This is a genomic window from Agrobacterium sp. (assembly GCF_059499945.1).
The window spans coordinates 1-17,349 of record NZ_JCABZP010000022.1 but is presented as its reverse complement, the minus strand read 5'-3'; the positions used below and the strand labels follow the sequence as shown (position 1 = coordinate 17,349).

Sequence of the window (17,349 nt, the reverse complement as noted above, 5' to 3'; positions counted from 1 at the left end):
AACACCCGCCTGTCCGTCATTCAAACGCGCCCATGCCGGCTTGGTTCCGCAAGGGAAGGTGTTTTCTTCACAGGCATTTCAGCTCGGGGGCTATTTTCCGGGAATTCGGTGCCGGACATTTGTTTTCCTGTCACAAGCATCATATAAGGCCCATCATCGAGACGTACCTTGACTTCAATCAATATGTGAAACGACATGCTCCAGACGCCCTATTACCTTATCGACAAGACAAAACTTCTTCGCAACATGGAGAAGATTGCCTATGTGCGGGAAAAATCCGGCGCCAAGGCGCTGCTGGCGCTGAAGTGCTTCGCCACATGGTCGGTGTTCGATTTCATGTCGCAATATATGGATGGCACCACCTCGTCATCGCTTTATGAGGTGCGTCTCGGTCGCGAGAAATTCGGCGGCGAGACCCATGCCTATTCCGTCGCCTATGCCGATTATGAAATCGACGAGGTGATTGCGAATGCCGACAAGATCATCTTCAATTCGATCGGTCAGCTCGAGCGTTTCGCGGACAAGGCTTCCGGCATCACGCGCGGTCTGCGTCTCAATCCGCAGGTCAGCTCTTCGAGCTTTGATCTTGCCGATCCCGCGCGCCCCTTCAGCCGCCTCGGCGAATGGGATGTCGCCAAGGTCGACAAGGTCATGGATCGCATTTCCGGCTTCATGATCCACAATAATTGCGAAAACGGTGATTTCTCGCTGTTCGACCGCATGTTGACGCAGATCGAGGAAAAATTCGGATCGCTGCTGTCTCGCGCCGAATGGGTGAGCCTCGGCGGCGGCATTCATTTCACCGGCGACAATTATCCGCTCGACCAGTTCTGCGACCGTTTGCGCGCCTTCTCAGAAAAATACGGCGTGCAGGTCTATCTTGAGCCGGGCGAAGCCTCGATCACCAAGAGCACGACGCTCGAAGTGACGGTTCTCGACACGCTGTTCAACGGCAAGAACCTCGCCATCGTCGACAGCTCGATCGAAGCGCATATGCTCGATCTGCTGATCTATCGCGAAACCGCCAAGGTGTCGCCGAATGAGGGCGAACATCCCTATATGGTCTGCGGCAAGTCCTGCCTCGCCGGCGATATTTTCGGCGACTTCCGTTTCGACAAGGAGCTGAAGGTCGGTGACCGCATCTCCTTCCAGGATGCGGCCGGTTACACCATGGTCAAGAAGAACTGGTTCAACGGCGTGAAGATGCCGGCGATCGCCATCAAGGAACTGGACGGCACCGTGCGCGCCGTTCGTGAATTCGACTTTGCCGATTTCGAGCAAAGCCTGTCTTAAACCCTGTTTCAACATCCAACGAAGCTTATCCCTGCGGGGAAAAGGAGGCATCACCTGAAATGAAGAAGAACGTTCTGATCATCGGCGCCGGTGGCGTAGCACAGGTCGTGGCGCATAAGTGCGCCCAGAACAGCGATGTATTGGGAGACATTCATATTGCGTCACGGACCTTGGGAAAGTGCCGCAAGATTGTCGAGTCCGTACGCGAAAAGAAGAGCCTCAAGACTGATGTGAAACTTGAGGCCCATGCGCTTGACGCGATGGATATCGAGGCGACGAAAGCCTTGATCAAAAAAACCGGCGTAGAAATCGTCATCAATGTCGGTTCGGCTTTCGTCAACATGTCCGTTCTTCGTGCCTGCATGGACACGGGTGTTGCCTATATGGATACGGCGATCCACGAGGATCCGACCAAGATTTGCGAAGCGCCGCCGTGGTATGGAAACTACGAGTGGAAGCGCGCGGAAGAGTGCAAGGAAAAGGGCATTACCGCCATTCTCGGCGTCGGTTTCGATCCGGGTGTGGTGAACGCCTATGCGCGTCTTGCCAAGGATGACTATTTCGACAAGGTCACCTCGGTCGATATCGTCGATATCAATGCCGGCAGCCACGGCCGCTGGTTCTCCACCAACTTCGATCCGGAAATCAACTTCCGCGAATTCACCGGTGTTGTTTATTCCTGGCAGAAGGGTGAGTGGCAGACGAACCAGATGTTCGAAGTCGGCCAGGAATTCGACCTGCCTGTCGTCGGCAAGCAGAAGGCCTACATGACGGGCCACGACGAAGTGCATTCGCTGTCCAAGAACATGGACGGCGCCGATGTGCGCTTCTGGATGGGTTTCGGCGATCACTACATCAATGTCTTCACCGTGCTGAAGAACCTCGGACTCCTGTCGGAGAAGCCGGTCAAGACGGCTGAAGGCCTTGAAGTCGTGCCGCTCAAGGTGGTGAAGGCCGTGCTGCCCGATCCGTCTTCTCTGGCGCCCGATTATGTCGGCAAGACCTGCATTGGCGATATCGTCAAGGGTATCAAGGACGGCAAGGAACGCGAAGTCTTCATCTATAACGTGGCTGATCACAAGGAAGCCTATGAGGAAGTCGGCTCGCAGGGCATTTCCTACACCGCCGGCGTTCCCCCGGTCGCCGCCGCCATGCTGATTGCGACAGGCGAATGGGACGTGAAGCAGATGGCGAACGTTGAAGAACTGCCGCCGAAGCCGTTCCTGAACATTCTGAACAAGATCGGTCTTCCGAACCGCATCAAGGACGAAAACGGCGACCGCGCGCTGGAGTTCTGATTGCCGGCGTTTTGATTGATGGAAATAAAAAAGCCCCGCGAAAGCGGGGCTTTTTGTTGGAGGCGACCCAAATAGTTTGGCGAATTCGTAGCACCCCACCGTCACCCCGGATTTAGTCCGGGGGCCGGCGCGATCAAGTCCTTGATCGCGGGAGAGTCTTCTCACGGCGCGAAGCGCCGTGGCTGGATGCCGGCTCAAGGCCGGCATGACGGCAGAAACCTTGCCGCCGGCCTCAGGCCCCGAATGAACGGGATCCGAAATTTCTGAGGCTTGCGAAGGGTCGACCTCAGCCCTTTGTCGGCTTCGGCCCACGCTTTTCGAAAGGCCTGTCCTTCTTGCCCTCGTATTTAGGTTTGTCGCCAAAGGGCTTCTTCTTTTTCCAGGGCTTGTCGTCAGTCTTGCGGTCGTCGCGGGGAGCGGCCGCATTGTCCGATTTGCTGAACTTGCGCTGGGCCTTGGCCGGACGCGTGTCTTCGCGGAAGCCGCCGGTTATTTCCGGCTTGCCTTCCAGCGCCTTCAGACGGATGCCCTTTTCGAGCATCATGTCCTTGCCGATGGCGGAGGTGAAACGGTCGACGGCATCGGCCGCCAGTTCCACGAAGGTCTCCGTCTGCTGCATGCGGATCGCGCCGATATCCTGGCGGGTGATCTTGCCGAAGCGGCAGAGCATGGGGATGAGCCAGCGCGGCTCGGCGCTCTGCTTGCGGCCGACGGACAGCGAAAACCACGCGCTGTCGGCGAAATCGGAGCGTTCGCGGCGCGGGGCATCGTTTTCGACCGTCTCGAAACTGTCGCGGCGCGGCTTGCGGCTGTTGTCCAGTGAGACTTCCGTGATGTCTTCAGGTGCAGACCGTCCGGCGTGGTAAAGACGCACGAAAGCGGCGGCGACCTTTTCCGCGCCATGCTGTTCCAGGAGCTTGGTGACGAAATCGCGTTCGTCGTCGGCTACAGCCTCGGTCAGCGAAGGATCGGCCAGAAGCCGGGCGCCGTCGCGCTCGACGATCTCTTCGGCGGAAGGCGGACGAACCCATGCTGGGCTGACCTTGGCGCCCTCAAGCAGGCGTTCTGCCTTGCGGCGCTGGTTGACCGGCACCACGATGGCGCTAACGCCCTTCTGACCGGCGCGGCCGGTACGGCCGGAACGGTGCAGAAGCGTTTCGGAATTGGTCGGCAGGTCGGCGTGTATGACGAGTTCGAGACCCGGCAGGTCGATGCCGCGCGCGGCAACGTCGGTCGCAACGCAGACGCGGGCGCGGCCATCGCGCATGGCCTGCAGCGCATGGGTGCGCTCGTTCTGGGTCAATTCGCCTGACAGCGCCACGACGGCAAAGCCGCGATTATTCAGCCGCGCCGTCAGATGGTTGACGGCCGCGCGGGTGGAGCAGAAAACGATGGCGTTGCGGGCTTCATAAAAGCGCAGCGCATTGATGATGGCGTTTTCGCGGTCTGCCGGGGACACCAGCATGGCGCGATATTCGATATCCACATGCTGCTTCTGTTCGGAAGCAGTGGCGATGCGCACGGCATTCTTCTGGTAGCTTTCGGCAAGCTTGGCGATGCTGCGCGGCACGGTGGCCGAGAACATCAACGTGCGGCGATCGTCGGGCGATTCTTCCAGAATGAATTCCAGATCTTCGCGGAAACCGAGGTCGAGCATCTCGTCGGCTTCGTCAAGCACAACCGCACGGATGGAGGACAGATCAAGTGCATTGCGCTTGATGTGGTCGCAGAGACGACCGGGCGTGCCGACGACGATGTGCGCGCCGCGCTCCAGCGCCCGCCGCTCATTGCGGATGTCCATGCCGCCAACGCAGGAGGCAATGGAAACACCGGCAAACTCATAAAGCCATTCCAGTTCGCGCTTGACCTGCATGGCCAGTTCGCGGGTTGGCGCAATGGCAAGCGCCAGCGGCGCGGAAGCCTGTCCGAAGCGGTTGTCGTCACGCAGCAGCGTGGTCGCAAGCGCGATGCCGAAGGCGACCGTCTTGCCGGAACCGGTCTGCGCGGAAACCAGCGCGTCCTTGTCGGCGAGTTCCGGCGCAAGCATGGCCTGCTGCACGGGGGTCAAATCTTTGTAGCCGCGTTTTTCCAACGCCTGCGCGATCGCCGGGGCGATACCCTGGGTGTCTGTCATCTACCGTCTTTCGGATATGAAGCTGCCCGCATCCGCCCGAAACCAATAGGTCCTAAAGTCTCCGGGGCAGCCGATACAGGCCATTTCGGCCATCTGGCCGGTTGCATTGCCGCGCTCATACTGCGAATGGGCCCGTTTGTACAGTGCACTGCGGTACGCTCTTTTGCGTGTGCTTTATCCCGCCGGCGCTTCCTTGCGCCATTGTTCCATGCTCAGGCTCCCGAAAAAGGCGTACCGCATGGTTCATAAACGGCATTGCGTGCCCCCCGCCTTTTCGCTAAGAGACCCGCAACTTGAGGCTCTTTGTCAGGAAGGGCCGACTGGGTTTGTTCTTGTCCGTCCGTTTCCAGAGGGAGCCGGCGGGAAAATGGGATGGTACTGGTCAAGGCTATGGCTCGCATTGTCATGAAATTCGGCGGCACGTCCGTCGCGAACCTCGAACGCATTCACAATGTCGCACGGCATGTGAAACGCGAAGTGGATGCCGGCCATGAAGTGGCCGTGGTCGTTTCCGCCATGTCCGGCAAAACCAATGAGCTGGTGGACTGGGTGCAGAACGCCGCGAAGGTTGCCGGCGCCAACGCCGCTTCGTTCTTCGACGCGCGCGAATATGACGCGGTTGTCGCATCAGGCGAACAGGTGACATCGGGTCTTCTGGCGATCACGCTGCAATCCATGGGCATCAATGCGCGCTCCTGGCAGGGCTGGCAGATCCCGATCCGCACCGACAATGCGCATGGCGCCGCCCGCATTCTCGAGATCGACGGTTCGGATATCGTCCACCGCATGGGCGAAGGCCAGGTTGCCGTCGTTGCCGGCTTCCAGGGTATCGGTCCTGACAACCGCATCGCGACGCTCGGTCGCGGCGGCTCGGATACGTCCGCTGTCGCCATCGCTGCCGCCGTCAAGGCAGATCGCTGCGACATCTACACTGACGTCGATGGCGTCTACACCACCGATCCGCGCATCGAGCCCAAGGCTCGCCGCATGAAGAAGATCGCCTTCGAGGAAATGCTCGAAATGGCGTCTCTCGGCGCGAAGGTTCTGCAGGTTCGCTCGGTCGAGCTTGCCATGGTACACAAGGTGCGCACCTTCGTTCGCTCCAGTTTCGAGGATCCCGATGCGCCGGGCATGGGCGACCTCATCAACCCGCCCGGTACTTTGATTTGTGACGAGGATGAAATCGTGGAACAGGAAGTCGTAACCGGCATCGCCTATGCCAAGGATGAAGCACAGATCTCGCTGCGCCGCGTGGCCGACCGTCCGGGCGTCTCGGCCGCGATCTTCGGGCCGCTCGCTGAAGCGCATATCAATGTCGACATGATCGTGCAGAACATCTCCGAAGATGGTTCGCGCACCGACATGACCTTCACCGTTCCCTCGGGCGATGTTGCCAAGGCTCTGAAGGTTCTGGATGACAACAAGGCCCAGATCGGTTTCGACGTCGCACAGAACGAAACCGGCCTTGCCAAGGTGTCCGTCATCGGCATCGGCATGCGCAGCCACGCCGGCGTTGCCGCCAGCGCGTTCAAGGCGCTTGCCGAGAAGAACATCAACATCAAGGCGATCACTACGTCCGAGATCAAGATTTCGATCCTGATCGACGGCGCCTATGCCGAACTTGCGGTCCGCACTTTGCATTCCGCCTACGGCCTCGATAAGGCTTGAAGCCGAGACATCGGTTCCCGATGCTCCGATTCTTCGGAGTTGCGTTCTTCCGATGTGGCGTTTCATGAAAGCGTGTCCCTTGCGGGACGCGCTTCTCGCGCTATAAATTTTTAAATGACGTTTTGATTCTCGAATATTATGACATTCGGATCGGAAGCGTCGGGGAGCAAACGCGATGAGAGACCTTTCCGCAGGTCCGCGCGTCCTGCTCAAGCGGCTGCGCGAAATGATGGCGGAGCACCTTGAACCGCAGGACCGTCTGGACCAGATCGTCCGTCAGATTGCCAGCAACATGGTGGCGGAGGTTTGCTCGGTCTACGTGCTGCGCTCCGACAGCGTGCTGGAACTTTACGCCACCGAAGGTCTCAACAAGGATGCCGTGCATCTCGCACAGCTGAAAATGGGGCAGGGTCTTGTCGGCACGATTGCCGCTTCGGCCCAGCCGCTCAATCTTTCCGATGCGCAGGCGCATCCGGCTTTCCGCTATCTTCCTGAAACCGGTGAGGAAATTTATCATTCCTTCCTCGGCGTGCCGATTTTGCGCTCCGGTCGCACTCTTGGCGTTCTTGTGGTCCAGAACAAGGCCAGCCGAACATACCGGGAGGATGAAATTGAAGCGCTCGAGACAACCGCGATGCTTATCGCTGAAATAGTGGCGAGCGGCGAGTTGAAAAAGATCACCCGCCCCGGTGTGGAGCTTGATCTGACGCGTGCCGTTTCCATCGATGGCGACGCCTATGGCGAAGGCATCGGTCTTGGTCACGTCGTGCTGCACGATCCCCGCATTGTCGTCACCAATCTCCTCAATGAAGATGCGGATACGGAAATCCGGCGTCTTGCCGATGCCATTGGGTCGCTACGCCTGTCGATCGACGACATGTTGCAGCGCCGTGACGTGCCGACCGAAGGAGAACATCGCGAAGTTCTCGAAACCTATCGCATGTTTGCCCACGATCAGGGCTGGGTACGCCGCATGGAAGAGGCGATCCGCAACGGCCTGACGGCGGAAGCGGCTGTCGAAAAGGTGCAGAGCGACACCAAGGCGCGCATGATGCGCCTGACCGATCCTTACCTGCGCGAACGCATGCATGATTTCGACGATCTCGCCAACCGGCTGCTGCGCCAGCTCATCGGTTTCGGCGGGCGTGGTCCTGAGCAGGATTTCCCGCTCGACGCCATCGTTCTGGCCCGCGCCATGGGTGCCGCCGAACTCTTGGATTATCCGCGCGAAAAACTGCGCGGTCTTGTGCTCGAAGACGGCGCGGTGACGAGCCATGTCGTCATCGTGGCGCGTGCCATGGGCATTCCGATCATCGGGCAGGCGACAGGCATCGTCGCCCTCGCTGAAAATAACGATCCCATCATCATCGACGGCGATGACGGCCAGGTGCATTTGCGCCCGATGTCGGATTTGCAGCGCGCCTATGAGGAAAAGGTGCGCCTGCGCGCCAAGCGCCAGGAGCAGTTCCGCGCGCTTCGCAATGTGGAGCCGATCACCAAGGATGGCCAGAAAGTCAACCTCAAGATGAATGCGGGTCTTCTCGTAGACCTGCCGCAGCTCGAGGAATCCGGCGCCGATGGCATCGGCCTGTTCCGCACCGAGCTGCAATTCATGATTGCCTCCAACATGCCGAAGGGCGAGGAGCAGGAGGCTTTCTACCGGTCCGTTCTGCGGCAGGCGAAGGGAAAAAGCGTCACCTTCCGCACGCTGGATATCGGCGGCGACAAGGTTGTGTCCTATATGCGCGGCCAGGAAGAGGAAAACCCGGCGCTTGGCTGGCGGGCGATCCGCCTGTCGCTCGACCGTCCGGGCCTGATGCGCACGCAGATGCGCGCGCTGCTGCGCGCCGCCTCCGGTGCTGAATTGCGCATGATGCTGCCGATGGTGACGGAAGTGTCCGAAATCCGCGCCGCGCGCGACCTTCTCCAGAAGGAAGTGCAGCATCTCTCGAAATTCAGCCACGCGCTGCCGAAAAAGCTGCAATTCGGCGCGATGCTGGAAGTGCCGTCCTTGATGTGGCAGCTCGATGAGCTGATGCAGGAGGTGGATTTCGTCTCCGTCGGCTCGAATGACCTGTTCCAGTTCTCGATGGCGGTGGATCGCGGCAATGCGCGTGTTTCGGATCGTTTCGATAATTTGGGCAAGCCGTTCCTGCGCATTCTGCGCGATATCGTGCGCGCCGGCGAAAGGCACCACACTTCGGTGACGCTGTGCGGTGAAATGGCGAGCAAGCCGCTGTCGGCCATGGCTTTGATTGGCCTCGGTTTTCGTTCGGTTTCGATGTCGCCGACGGCGATCGGCCCTGTGAAGGCCATGCTGCTCGGGCTTGATGCCGCACGCCTTGCCGATGAGCTGAACGCGGCGCTGGACGACCATAATTCGCTGGAAAGCGCGCGCGAGGTGTTGTTACGCTTTGCGGCGACGCATTCCATTCCCATTTAAAAAAGACCTGTTTCAGTATTGGAGTGACTGGTGGCGAAGCTTCCCGTCGAAAAAATGCGCGAGTTGGAAAGACGTTTCGGCGAGATCGAAGCGCGTATGTCGGCCGGGCCTGCAGCGGATGTTTATGTGAAGCTGGCTTCGGAATATTCCGAACTCGAGCCGGTAGTGAAGAAAATCCGCGAATACGAGAAGGCGGTCTCCGAAGCGGCCGATCTCGAGGCGTTGCTTGCTGACAAGACGACCGACAGGGATATGCGCGACCTGGCGGAAATGGAGCTGCCGGAAATCGAGACCCGCATCGGCGAGCTTGAAAAGGACATGCAGGTCCTGTTGCTGCCGAAGGATGCGGCGGACGAAAAAAGCGCGATCCTTGAAATCCGCGCCGGCACCGGCGGCTCCGAGGCGGCACTTTTTGCCGGTGATCTCTTCCGCATGTATGAGCGTTTTGCATCGACCAAGGAGTGGAAAGTCGAAGTGCTTTCCGCCAGCGAGGGTGAAGCGGGCGGTTACAAAGAAATCATCGCCACGATCAGCGGGCGAGGGGTATTTTCCAAGCTGAAGTTCGAATCCGGCGTACACCGGGTGCAGCGCGTGCCGGAAACGGAAGCGAGCGGCCGCATCCACACCTCGGCCGCCACGGTTGCCGTGCTGCCGGAAGCGGAAGACATCGACGTCGAAATTCGCCCGGAAGACATTCGCATCGATACGATGCGTGCTTCCGGTGCGGGCGGCCAGCACGTCAACACCACCGACTCGGCGGTTCGTATCACCCATCTTCCGACAGGTCTGATCGTCACCAGTTCGGAGAAATCCCAGCATCAGAACCGCGCCAAGGCCATGCAGGTTCTGCGCTCGCGGCTTTACGATATCGAACGCCAGAAAGTGGAGAGCGAACGTTCGGCGGACCGCAAGAGCCAGGTGGGTTCCGGCGACCGCTCCGAGCGCATTCGCACCTATAATTTCCCGCAGGGTCGTGTCACCGATCACCGTATCAACCTCACGCTCTACAAGCTCGACCGGATGATCGAGGGCGAAATCGATGAACTCGTGGATGCGCTGATCGCCGATTATCAGGCCGGTCAGCTTGCCCAGCTCGGCGAGCAGCTTTGAGCACGGCGGCCGAAGCGAGCGTTGCGAGCGCGCTTGCCGCCGCCCGCAAAAGGCTGCAGGCGGCAGGGATCGATGAGCCGCTTCTCGATGCACGGCTCCTGATTGCGGAGGTCATCGATTTTTCATTGACCGATTTCGTGATGAAGCCTGATCGTGTCGTTACGCCGGAAGAAAGCGCCCGTATCGCCACCATGATCGAAAGGCGGGCGAATGGCGAACCCGTTCACCGCATTCTCGGCCACCGGGAATTTCATGGCCTCGATCTTCTTCTGTCAAAGGAGACGCTCGAGCCCCGGCCGGATACGGAAGTTCTGGTCGACACGCTGTTGCCGGAGCTGAAAAAAGCCATCTCCGCCAAGGGCAGCGCCCGCATTCTGGACATGGGCACCGGCACGGGCGCGATCTGTCTGGCGCTGTTGAAAGAATGCCCCGATGCCACCGGCATCGGCAGCGATATTTCCGCCGATGCGCTGGAAACGGCGGCCAGGAATGCGGCCCGAAATGATCTTGGCGCGCGCTTTGAGACCATACGCAGCGACTGGTTTGAAAAAATCTCTGGCAGCTTTGACATAATTGTGTCGAATCCGCCTTATATAAGGACTGATATCGTCGCAACGCTTGACCAAGAGGTTCGTAACCACGATCCGATGGCGGCGCTGGACGGAGGTCAGGACGGCCTTGCACCGTACCGCCTCATCGCTGCCGATGCAGGCCGCTTTCTTGTGGAAAACGGGATTGTCGGTGTGGAGATCGGTTTCGATCAAAGGCTTGATGTTTCCGCTATATTTGCTTCCCACGGCTTCTCTCTTCTGGACGCCGTGAAGGATTATGGCGGTAACGACAGAGTTTTGACCTTCCGGAGATAGTTGTTCGCGATATGTCTGCGGATTTTTTGCAAGGATATTTTGCACAGCAAAAGAAAAGGCTTGGATTTCCGCATGAAGCGGGATAGTTTGCGGCCACATGCTGGGTGGCTGAGGACGAATACAGATTCGTCAGGGTATGGGTCAGTCCCGAAGCGGGTTCTTTTGAGAGCCCTGAAAGGCTGGGCGTTTCCGGCATGTGAATCAGTAAACTTTGTTCGCAGGCGGCTCGGTGCAGCATTTGCGCAGCCGGTCGTCATACGCGAGGTCTTGTCCCGGGGTTATCTTCGGCAAGGCGCGTGATGGAGCAATTTCAGGAAAAATTTCCAGCGGTTTTCCGCCCGGAATTGCATGAAAACAACCAGATTGTCAGCAAAACAGAATTCAGGTGAGCAATTGATGAGGCCAGGACAGCAAAACAAGCGCGGCCGGGGGCGTGGAAGCAACAACAATAACAATGGTGGCGGTAACAACAACAACTTCAACCGCAAGGGCGGCAACCCGCTCACCAGGACTTATGACAGCTCCGGCCCCGATGTTAAAATCCGTGGCACAGCCCAGCATATAGCGGAAAAATACGCGGCTCTGGCGCGCGACGCGCAGAGTTCCGGCGACCGCGTGATCGCTGAGAACTATCTGCAGCACGCTGAACATTATAACCGCATCATCGCTTCGGCTCAGGCCCAGATGCAGGAACGCTTCCAGCGCGACGATCGCGGCGAATATAGCGGTGCCGATGGCGACGATATGGATGTGAATGACGGCGATGAAGGCGTCGTTGCACCGCAGCAGCAGGCCGAACAGGTCGAGCGCGCGCAGCAGCCCGAACGCCAGGAGCGTACTGAGCGGAACGAACCGCGCCAGGAGCGTCGTGAGCGTCCGGACCGCCGCGAGCGGCAGGAACGTCAGCCGCGCCAGCCGCAGGTGGCCGCCGAACAGCAGCCGCCGGTTTACGACGCCAGCCAGGCGCCGCAGCCGGTCATCGAAGGCACTCCCATGGAAGTGGCCGTTGAGGAAGAGCAGCAGCAGGCGGAGGCTCCGACGGCTGAACGTGCACCGAAGACACGCCGTGCAACAGGGCCGCGCCCGCGCCGTCCGCGCCGCACCGCCGCTGCGGAAGGCGCCGAAGGCGAAGATGCGCCGGCCGGTGACGACGCTGCACCTGCCACGCTTGAGAACGCTGCCGAATAAGCAGCTTCTGCAAACCACTCTGCGATCGAAAAACTCCGGCTTGCCGGAGTTTTTTGTTTTTTGCGATTGGCTATGAACATTCCGCTGGCCGTCAGCGTGGATTTCACGCGGCGAATTGACGCCTGTCAGTTCGGATGAAAATTTCCCGGATGGTGGATTTTCTCCCCTTTAAACCGATGAAAATGCCTCCCATATTCGTGCAGGAAGGACGGAAGCCGCATTCGCCGGCGACCGACCTTCAAGAGGCGGCGATCGTGAAATCCTTTGAACACGGCTGTCGTAGCGGGGCTTGCCTTTTGAGGGAGCCTCAACCCTAACACCCGGAGCCGTGCCGAAAGCGGGCGGGCCGGTCTATGGAGGTTTGACTATGAATATTGAAAAATACTCCGAGCGCGTTCGTGGTTTTCTGCAATCGGCGCAGACCTTTGCGCTTGCCGAAAACCATCAGCAGTTTTCGCCTGAACACGTTCTGAAGGTTCTGCTCGATGACGAGCAGGGCATGGCGGCATCGCTGATCGAGCGCGCCGGCGGCAGCGCCAAGGAAGCGCGTCTTGCCAATGATGCGGCACTTGCGAAATTGCCCAAGGTTTCCGGTGGAAATGGTGGCCTTTCGCTCACCGCGCCGCTCGCCAAAGTGTTCTCGACCGCGGAAGATCTTGCCAAGAAGGCCGGGGACAGTTTTGTCACCGTCGAGCGTCTTCTGCAGGCGCTTGCGATTGAAAGCTCCGCTTCCACCTCGGCTTCCCTGAAGAAGGCGGGTGCAACGGCGCAGGCGCTCAATCAGGTCATCAACGACATCCGCAAGGGCCGCACGGCTGACAGCGCCAACGCCGAACAGGGCTTTGACGCGCTGAAGAAGTTCGCCCGCGACCTGACGGAGGAAGCCCGCGAAGGCAAGCTCGATCCGGTGATCGGTCGCGACGACGAAATCCGTCGCACTATTCAGGTCCTGTCGCGCCGTACCAAGAATAATCCCGTGCTGATCGGTGAACCCGGTGTCGGTAAAACGGCGATTGCCGAAGGTCTTGCGTTGCGCATCGTCAATGGCGATGTGCCCGAAAGCCTGAAGGACAAGAAGCTGATGGCGCTCGATATGGGCGCGCTGATTGCCGGTGCGAAATATCGCGGTGAGTTTGAAGAGCGTCTGAAGGCTGTGCTGAACGAGGTGCAGGCCGAAAATGGCGGCATCATCCTGTTCATCGACGAGATGCACACGCTGGTCGGCGCCGGCAAGGCCGATGGCGCGATGGATGCGTCCAACCTCCTGAAGCCCGCCCTTGCCCGTGGTGAGTTGCACTGCGTCGGCGCCACCACGCTCGATGAATATCGCAAGCATGTGGAAAAGGATCCGGCCCTTGCCCGCCGTTTCCAGCCGGTGCTGGTGGATGAGCCGACCGTTGAGGACACGATCTCGATCCTGCGCGGGTTGAAGGAAAAATACGAACAGCACCACAAGGTCCGTATCTCGGATTCGGCCCTGGTTGCGGCTGCGACGCTTTCCAACCGCTACATCACCGACCGGTTCCTGCCTGATAAGGCAATCGACCTGATGGACGAAGCTGCTTCGCGTCTTCGCATGCAGGTGGATTCCAAGCCGGAAGAACTGGACGAGTTGGATCGCCGCATCATTCAGCTGAAGATCGAACGCGAAGCCTTGAAGCAGGAGACGGACCAGTCCTCCGCCGACCGCCTCAAGAAGCTCGAGGACGAGTTGGCCGATACGGAAGAAAAGGCAGATGCGCTGACGGCCCGCTGGCAGGCGGAAAAGCAGAAGCTCGGCCACGCCGCAGACTTGAAGAAGCGGCTGGACGAAGCCCGCAACGAACTGGCGATTGCCCAGCGCAACGGCCAGTTCCAGCGCGCTGGCGAGCTGACCTATGGCATCATTCCCGGCCTCGAAAAGGAACTGGCTGCGGCGGAAGCCCGCGACAGCAGCGGTGTCGGTTCGATGGTTCAGGAAGTTGTGACGGCCGACAATATCGCCCATGTCGTTTCCCGCTGGACGGGCATTCCGGTCGACAAGATGCTGGAAGGTCAGCGCGAAAAGCTGCTGCGCATGGAAGACGAGCTTGCCAAGTCCGTTGTCGGGCAGGGCGAGGCCGTTCAGGCGGTGTCGAAAGCGGTGCGCCGTTCGCGCGCCGGCCTGCAGGATCCCAACCGGCCGATCGGTTCGTTCATCTTCCTCGGCCCGACGGGCGTGGGCAAGACCGAGCTGACCAAGTCCTTGGCCCGCTTCCTGTTCGACGACGAAACCGCGATGGTTCGTCTCGACATGTCGGAATATATGGAGAAACACTCCGTTGCCCGGCTGATCGGCGCACCTCCCGGCTATGTCGGTTATGAAGAGGGTGGTGCCCTGACGGAAGCGGTTCGCCGCCGGCCCTATCAGGTCGTGCTGTTCGACGAGATTGAAAAAGCGCATCCTGACGTCTTTAACGTCCTGCTGCAGGTGCTGGATGATGGCCGTCTGACGGACGGCCAGGGCCGCACCGTCGATTTCAAGAACACCATCATCATCATGACCTCGAACCTCGGCTCGGAATTCATGACGCAGATGGGCGACAATGACGATGTGGATTCGGTTCGTGATCTGGTGATGGAGCGGGTCCGGTCGCATTTCCGGCCGGAATTCCTCAACCGTATCGACGATATCATCCTCTTCCACCGCCTGCGGCGCGATGAGATGGGTGCAATTGTCGAAATCCAGCTGAAGCGTCTCATCTCGCTGCTCGGCGATCGCAAGATTTCGCTCGAACTGGATGAGGATGCCCGCAGCTGGCTTGCCAACAAGGGTTACGATCCGGCTTACGGCGCGCGTCCGCTGAAGCGGGTGATCCAGAAGGCGGTTCAGGACAGGCTTGCCGAAATGATCCTCGGCGGCGAAGTTCCTGACGGTTCACGGGTCAAGGTGACCTCGGGCACCGACCGGCTGCTGTTCAAGGTCAAGCCCGCAAAGGGCGAGGCCGAAGCCGAAACGGCCGATGCGGCATAAAACGAAAGGGCTCCGGAAACGGAGCCCTTTTCATTTGGCAGCTTTTGGGGCCGTAAAAGTCCGGCGAATTAGCGGCTCGCCACCTGATTGGGCTTTTCGTCAATATTCAGCAGATTGTCGATACGTTTTCTCTCATCGGAGAACCGCGCGAGCGCATCGCCGGAAAGCGACTTGCCACCCGGCAGGCGCACCTTCATCGCGTCCACCTTGGTGCCGTTGACGATCAGCTCGTAATGCAGATGCGCGCCGGTCGAAAGGCCGGTCGATCCCACATAACCGATGACCTGGCCCTGCCGGACCTTGGAGCCCTCGGTGACACCCTTGGCGATGGCGCTCTGGTGGTTATAGGAAGAGACGTAGCCATTGGCATGGCGGATCAGCGTCTGGTTACCGTAACCCGAGGCCCATCCGGCCTTCTCGACGGTGCCGTTGCCCGTCGCGATAATCGGCGTACCGCGGGCGGCGGCCCAGTCGGTGCCGGTATGCATGCGGCTGAATTTCAAAACCGGGTGGCGGCGCATGCCGAAACCTGAGGTCATGCGGCCGTTAGGAACGGGGTTGCGCAACAGGAACTGCCGGATGCTTTTGCCGTTCTCGTCGAAATAATCGATGCTGTTATCGTCGGGATTCTGGAAGCGGTAAAAACGTGTCTCGTTGTCGCCGAACTTGGCATTGACGTAGAGCAGTTCCGACTTGTCCGTCGCCTTGCCATCCGCGTCTTCCACGGAGAAGAAGGCTTCCAGCGTATCCGCCGGCTTGAGCTGCGCCTGAAAATCGACGCTGCTGGCCAGAAGCTTGATAAGCTGGGAAACCATGCTCTGGTTCATGCCGTAAGCCAGGGCCGCACGGTAGACACCGTCATAAACGCTCGGCAGATCGCGACCGGCGGCAGGTGCCGGGGTGCTGTCGAAGGCGGTCGCCACCGCGTCGAGCTTTGGCGGTTCGCTTGCCTTGATGAAACGCTTGTGGTCATCAATGGCCATGGTGACCATGTGGCGGCCCTTGCGGTAAAGGCTCACGCGCACGATGTCGCTCTTGTCGTCTTCCTGAATAATGCCGACGCGCAGCACGTCGCCGCTTTCGACATTGTTCGACTGGAGTTGCGGCGACAGCAGGCCTGCGATTTCCGACGACTGTGCCTTCGAATAGCCGGCGCCAAAGAGGGCGGCTTCGATGGTCTCGGTCTGGCGGGCAGGGATCACGTCGTCGGCATATTCCTTGACGGGCACCGAGGCTGACTGCGGGGTCGAAACCGACATGTTTTGTTCAACGACGCGGGCCGCGAGGCCGGCGGTGATATCGACATCGCCTTCATCATTATCGAAACGGCGGGGGTCGATGTAATAGAGCGCGGCAAGCTGTTCGTTGCCATCCGTCAAGATCGAGCCGTTCGAACGTACCGCCTCCTCTACCTCGTCGAAACTCAGGGAGCCGGCGAAGGGATATTTGGAGTGCTGAACGGGAAAGGCGACTGTCTTCAGGCTGACTTCGGATTCCACCTCGGAGCCGTAGATCGTTCCAGTCCGGCTTGGTGCGGGCGCCGATGCGTCCTTGTCCTCGTTGCTCGCGAAAATATTCAGGGGATCGAAGGCGGGATAGTCGTCCTGCTTGGCGTAATTTGCCGCCAGCGGGATCTTGACGTGGGAGAAGGGGACCTTGCGGACCACTTCCTTGTCGCCTTCATTGATAACGGTGGAGACTTCCATGATCGACCGGTCGGATGGCCGGGCCGCGATATTCGGTGCGACGAGGCGTGTGCCCCGACGGGCGGCTTCCGTCGCGTTGTTGCCCATATCCGCCTTGGCGAAGGCTTCGGCGGGAATGGCAAGCTGCTGGCGGCCGTCGAGAGCAGCAAACAGCGCCACGCCCATCAATATGGAAGAGGTAATGCCGGTCAGGAACGTGCCGGAAAGCCATCTGAGCGAAATTTCGCGGCGATCGGGTGCACGGCGTCCTTCCGCCAGAATTGGCGGTTCTGTGCCTAGCGACCGGACCACATTGCGATCCGCAGTCATACCAGCTGTGCCCCGTCGGTCATGCGCTCTCCAGAAACTTCAGGCGAAGGTGTGCAACTTTCAAAGCCGTGAGTCAAATCGCTCGACGCACCGGCGGACATGCCGCAACAGCCCATATAAGGACACGCGCAGGCATGTCTCGTATTAACGCTTCGTTGGCAAAGCAATTAGCGAGGAAGGGGGCTAAAAGAAGGCGCGAGACCCGCCTTGCCGCCCGTTGGGCTGTTCTCCTGTGCAAAACCACAGGCACGGCGGGGCGGTTTTAAGCCGATCGGCTGGTGAAAACGAAATTCCCTTTTAAAATCAGGGATCTGTCACATTTCTTGATTTTTTTGATATTGC

Annotated in this window: 10 protein-coding genes; 8 read left to right on the top strand and 2 right to left on the bottom strand. The window is 59.4% G+C overall.

The window, feature by feature from the left end; translation table 11 throughout:
* Nucleotides 1–195 precede the first annotated feature (195 nt).
* Entirely contained in the window at nt 196–1,293 is a 1,098-nt protein-coding gene (gene nspC, locus AC5I5B_RS24570) for a carboxynorspermidine decarboxylase (RefSeq protein ID WP_003508756.1), read from the top strand.
* A 59-nt stretch (nt 1,294–1,352) separates the two neighbouring features.
* The gene (locus tag AC5I5B_RS24565) at nt 1,353–2,591 is read left to right on the top strand and encodes a saccharopine dehydrogenase family protein (protein ID WP_003508758.1); all 1,239 of its coding nucleotides are present in this window, start codon (nt 1,353–1,355) and stop codon (nt 2,589–2,591) included.
* A 286-nt stretch (nt 2,592–2,877) separates the two neighbouring features.
* Here the strand turns inward: AC5I5B_RS24565 and AC5I5B_RS24560 are convergent, their stop codons facing one another.
* On the bottom strand, nt 2,878–4,725 hold the full coding sequence (locus AC5I5B_RS24560; protein WP_003508759.1) for a DEAD/DEAH box helicase: 1,848 nt from the start codon (nt 4,723–4,725) through the stop codon (nt 2,878–2,880).
* A gap of 390 nt (nt 4,726–5,115) precedes the next feature.
* Here AC5I5B_RS24560 and AC5I5B_RS24555 point away from each other — a divergent pair, with 390 nt between their 5' ends.
* The 6 genes from AC5I5B_RS24555 to clpB all read left to right on the top strand — a co-directional run bounded on the left by AC5I5B_RS24555 (nt 5,116) and on the right by clpB (nt 14,992).
* Nucleotides 5,116–6,393: an aspartate kinase gene (locus AC5I5B_RS24555; RefSeq protein ID WP_003508761.1), complete on the top strand. Its 1,278-nt coding sequence runs from the start codon at nt 5,116–5,118 to the stop codon at nt 6,391–6,393.
* 175 nt (nt 6,394–6,568) lie between these two features.
* Nucleotides 6,569–8,836, top strand: coding sequence for a phosphoenolpyruvate--protein phosphotransferase (ptsP, locus tag AC5I5B_RS24550; protein WP_003508762.1), 2,268 nt, complete (start codon nt 6,569–6,571; stop codon nt 8,834–8,836).
* 30 nt (nt 8,837–8,866) lie between these two features.
* Entirely contained in the window at nt 8,867–9,946 is a 1,080-nt protein-coding gene (gene prfA, locus AC5I5B_RS24545) for a peptide chain release factor 1 (protein ID WP_111834552.1), read from the top strand.
* Nucleotides 9,943–10,812 carry a peptide chain release factor N(5)-glutamine methyltransferase gene (gene prmC / locus AC5I5B_RS24540; protein WP_003508764.1) on the top strand — a complete coding sequence of 290 codons (870 nt, stop codon included), beginning with the start codon at nt 9,943–9,945 and terminating at the stop codon, nt 10,810–10,812. The genes prfA and prmC overlap by 4 nt, the downstream gene beginning before the upstream one ends.
* 396 nt (nt 10,813–11,208) lie before the next feature.
* Nucleotides 11,209–12,000: a DUF4167 domain-containing protein gene (locus AC5I5B_RS24535; RefSeq protein WP_099086375.1), complete on the top strand. Its 792-nt coding sequence runs from the start codon at nt 11,209–11,211 to the stop codon at nt 11,998–12,000.
* A gap of 367 nt (nt 12,001–12,367) precedes the next feature.
* Nucleotides 12,368–14,992 (top strand): ATP-dependent chaperone ClpB, encoded by a 2,625-nt coding sequence (gene clpB / locus AC5I5B_RS24530; RefSeq protein ID WP_003508767.1) that lies wholly within the window; start codon nt 12,368–12,370, stop codon nt 14,990–14,992.
* 68 nt (nt 14,993–15,060) lie between these two features.
* Here clpB and AC5I5B_RS24525 read toward each other — a convergent pair whose 3' ends face one another.
* On the bottom strand, nt 15,061–17,007 hold the full coding sequence (locus AC5I5B_RS24525) for a M23 family metallopeptidase (protein WP_111834551.1): 1,947 nt from the start codon (nt 17,005–17,007) through the stop codon (nt 15,061–15,063).
* Nucleotides 17,008–17,349 lie beyond the last annotated feature (342 nt).

Excerpts from the sequence above, each read along its gene's own strand:
- AC5I5B_RS24560 (WP_003508759.1), bottom strand. The coding sequence starts at position 4,725 with ATGACAGACACCCAGGGTATCGCCCCGGCGATCGCGCAGGCGTTGGAA.
- ptsP (WP_003508762.1), top strand. The coding sequence starts at position 6,569 with ATGAGAGACCTTTCCGCAGGTCCGCGCGTCCTGCTCAAGCGGCTGCGC.
- AC5I5B_RS24555 (WP_003508761.1), top strand. The coding sequence starts at position 5,116 with ATGGCTCGCATTGTCATGAAATTCGGCGGCACGTCCGTCGCGAACCTC.
- clpB (WP_003508767.1), top strand. The coding sequence starts at position 12,368 with ATGAATATTGAAAAATACTCCGAGCGCGTTCGTGGTTTTCTGCAATCG.
- nspC (WP_003508756.1), top strand. The coding sequence starts at position 196 with ATGCTCCAGACGCCCTATTACCTTATCGACAAGACAAAACTTCTTCGC.
- AC5I5B_RS24535 (WP_099086375.1), top strand. The coding sequence starts at position 11,209 with ATGAGGCCAGGACAGCAAAACAAGCGCGGCCGGGGGCGTGGAAGCAAC.
- AC5I5B_RS24525 (WP_111834551.1), bottom strand. The coding sequence starts at position 17,007 with ATGACTGCGGATCGCAATGTGGTCCGGTCGCTAGGCACAGAACCGCCA.
- AC5I5B_RS24565 (WP_003508758.1), top strand. The coding sequence starts at position 1,353 with ATGAAGAAGAACGTTCTGATCATCGGCGCCGGTGGCGTAGCACAGGTC.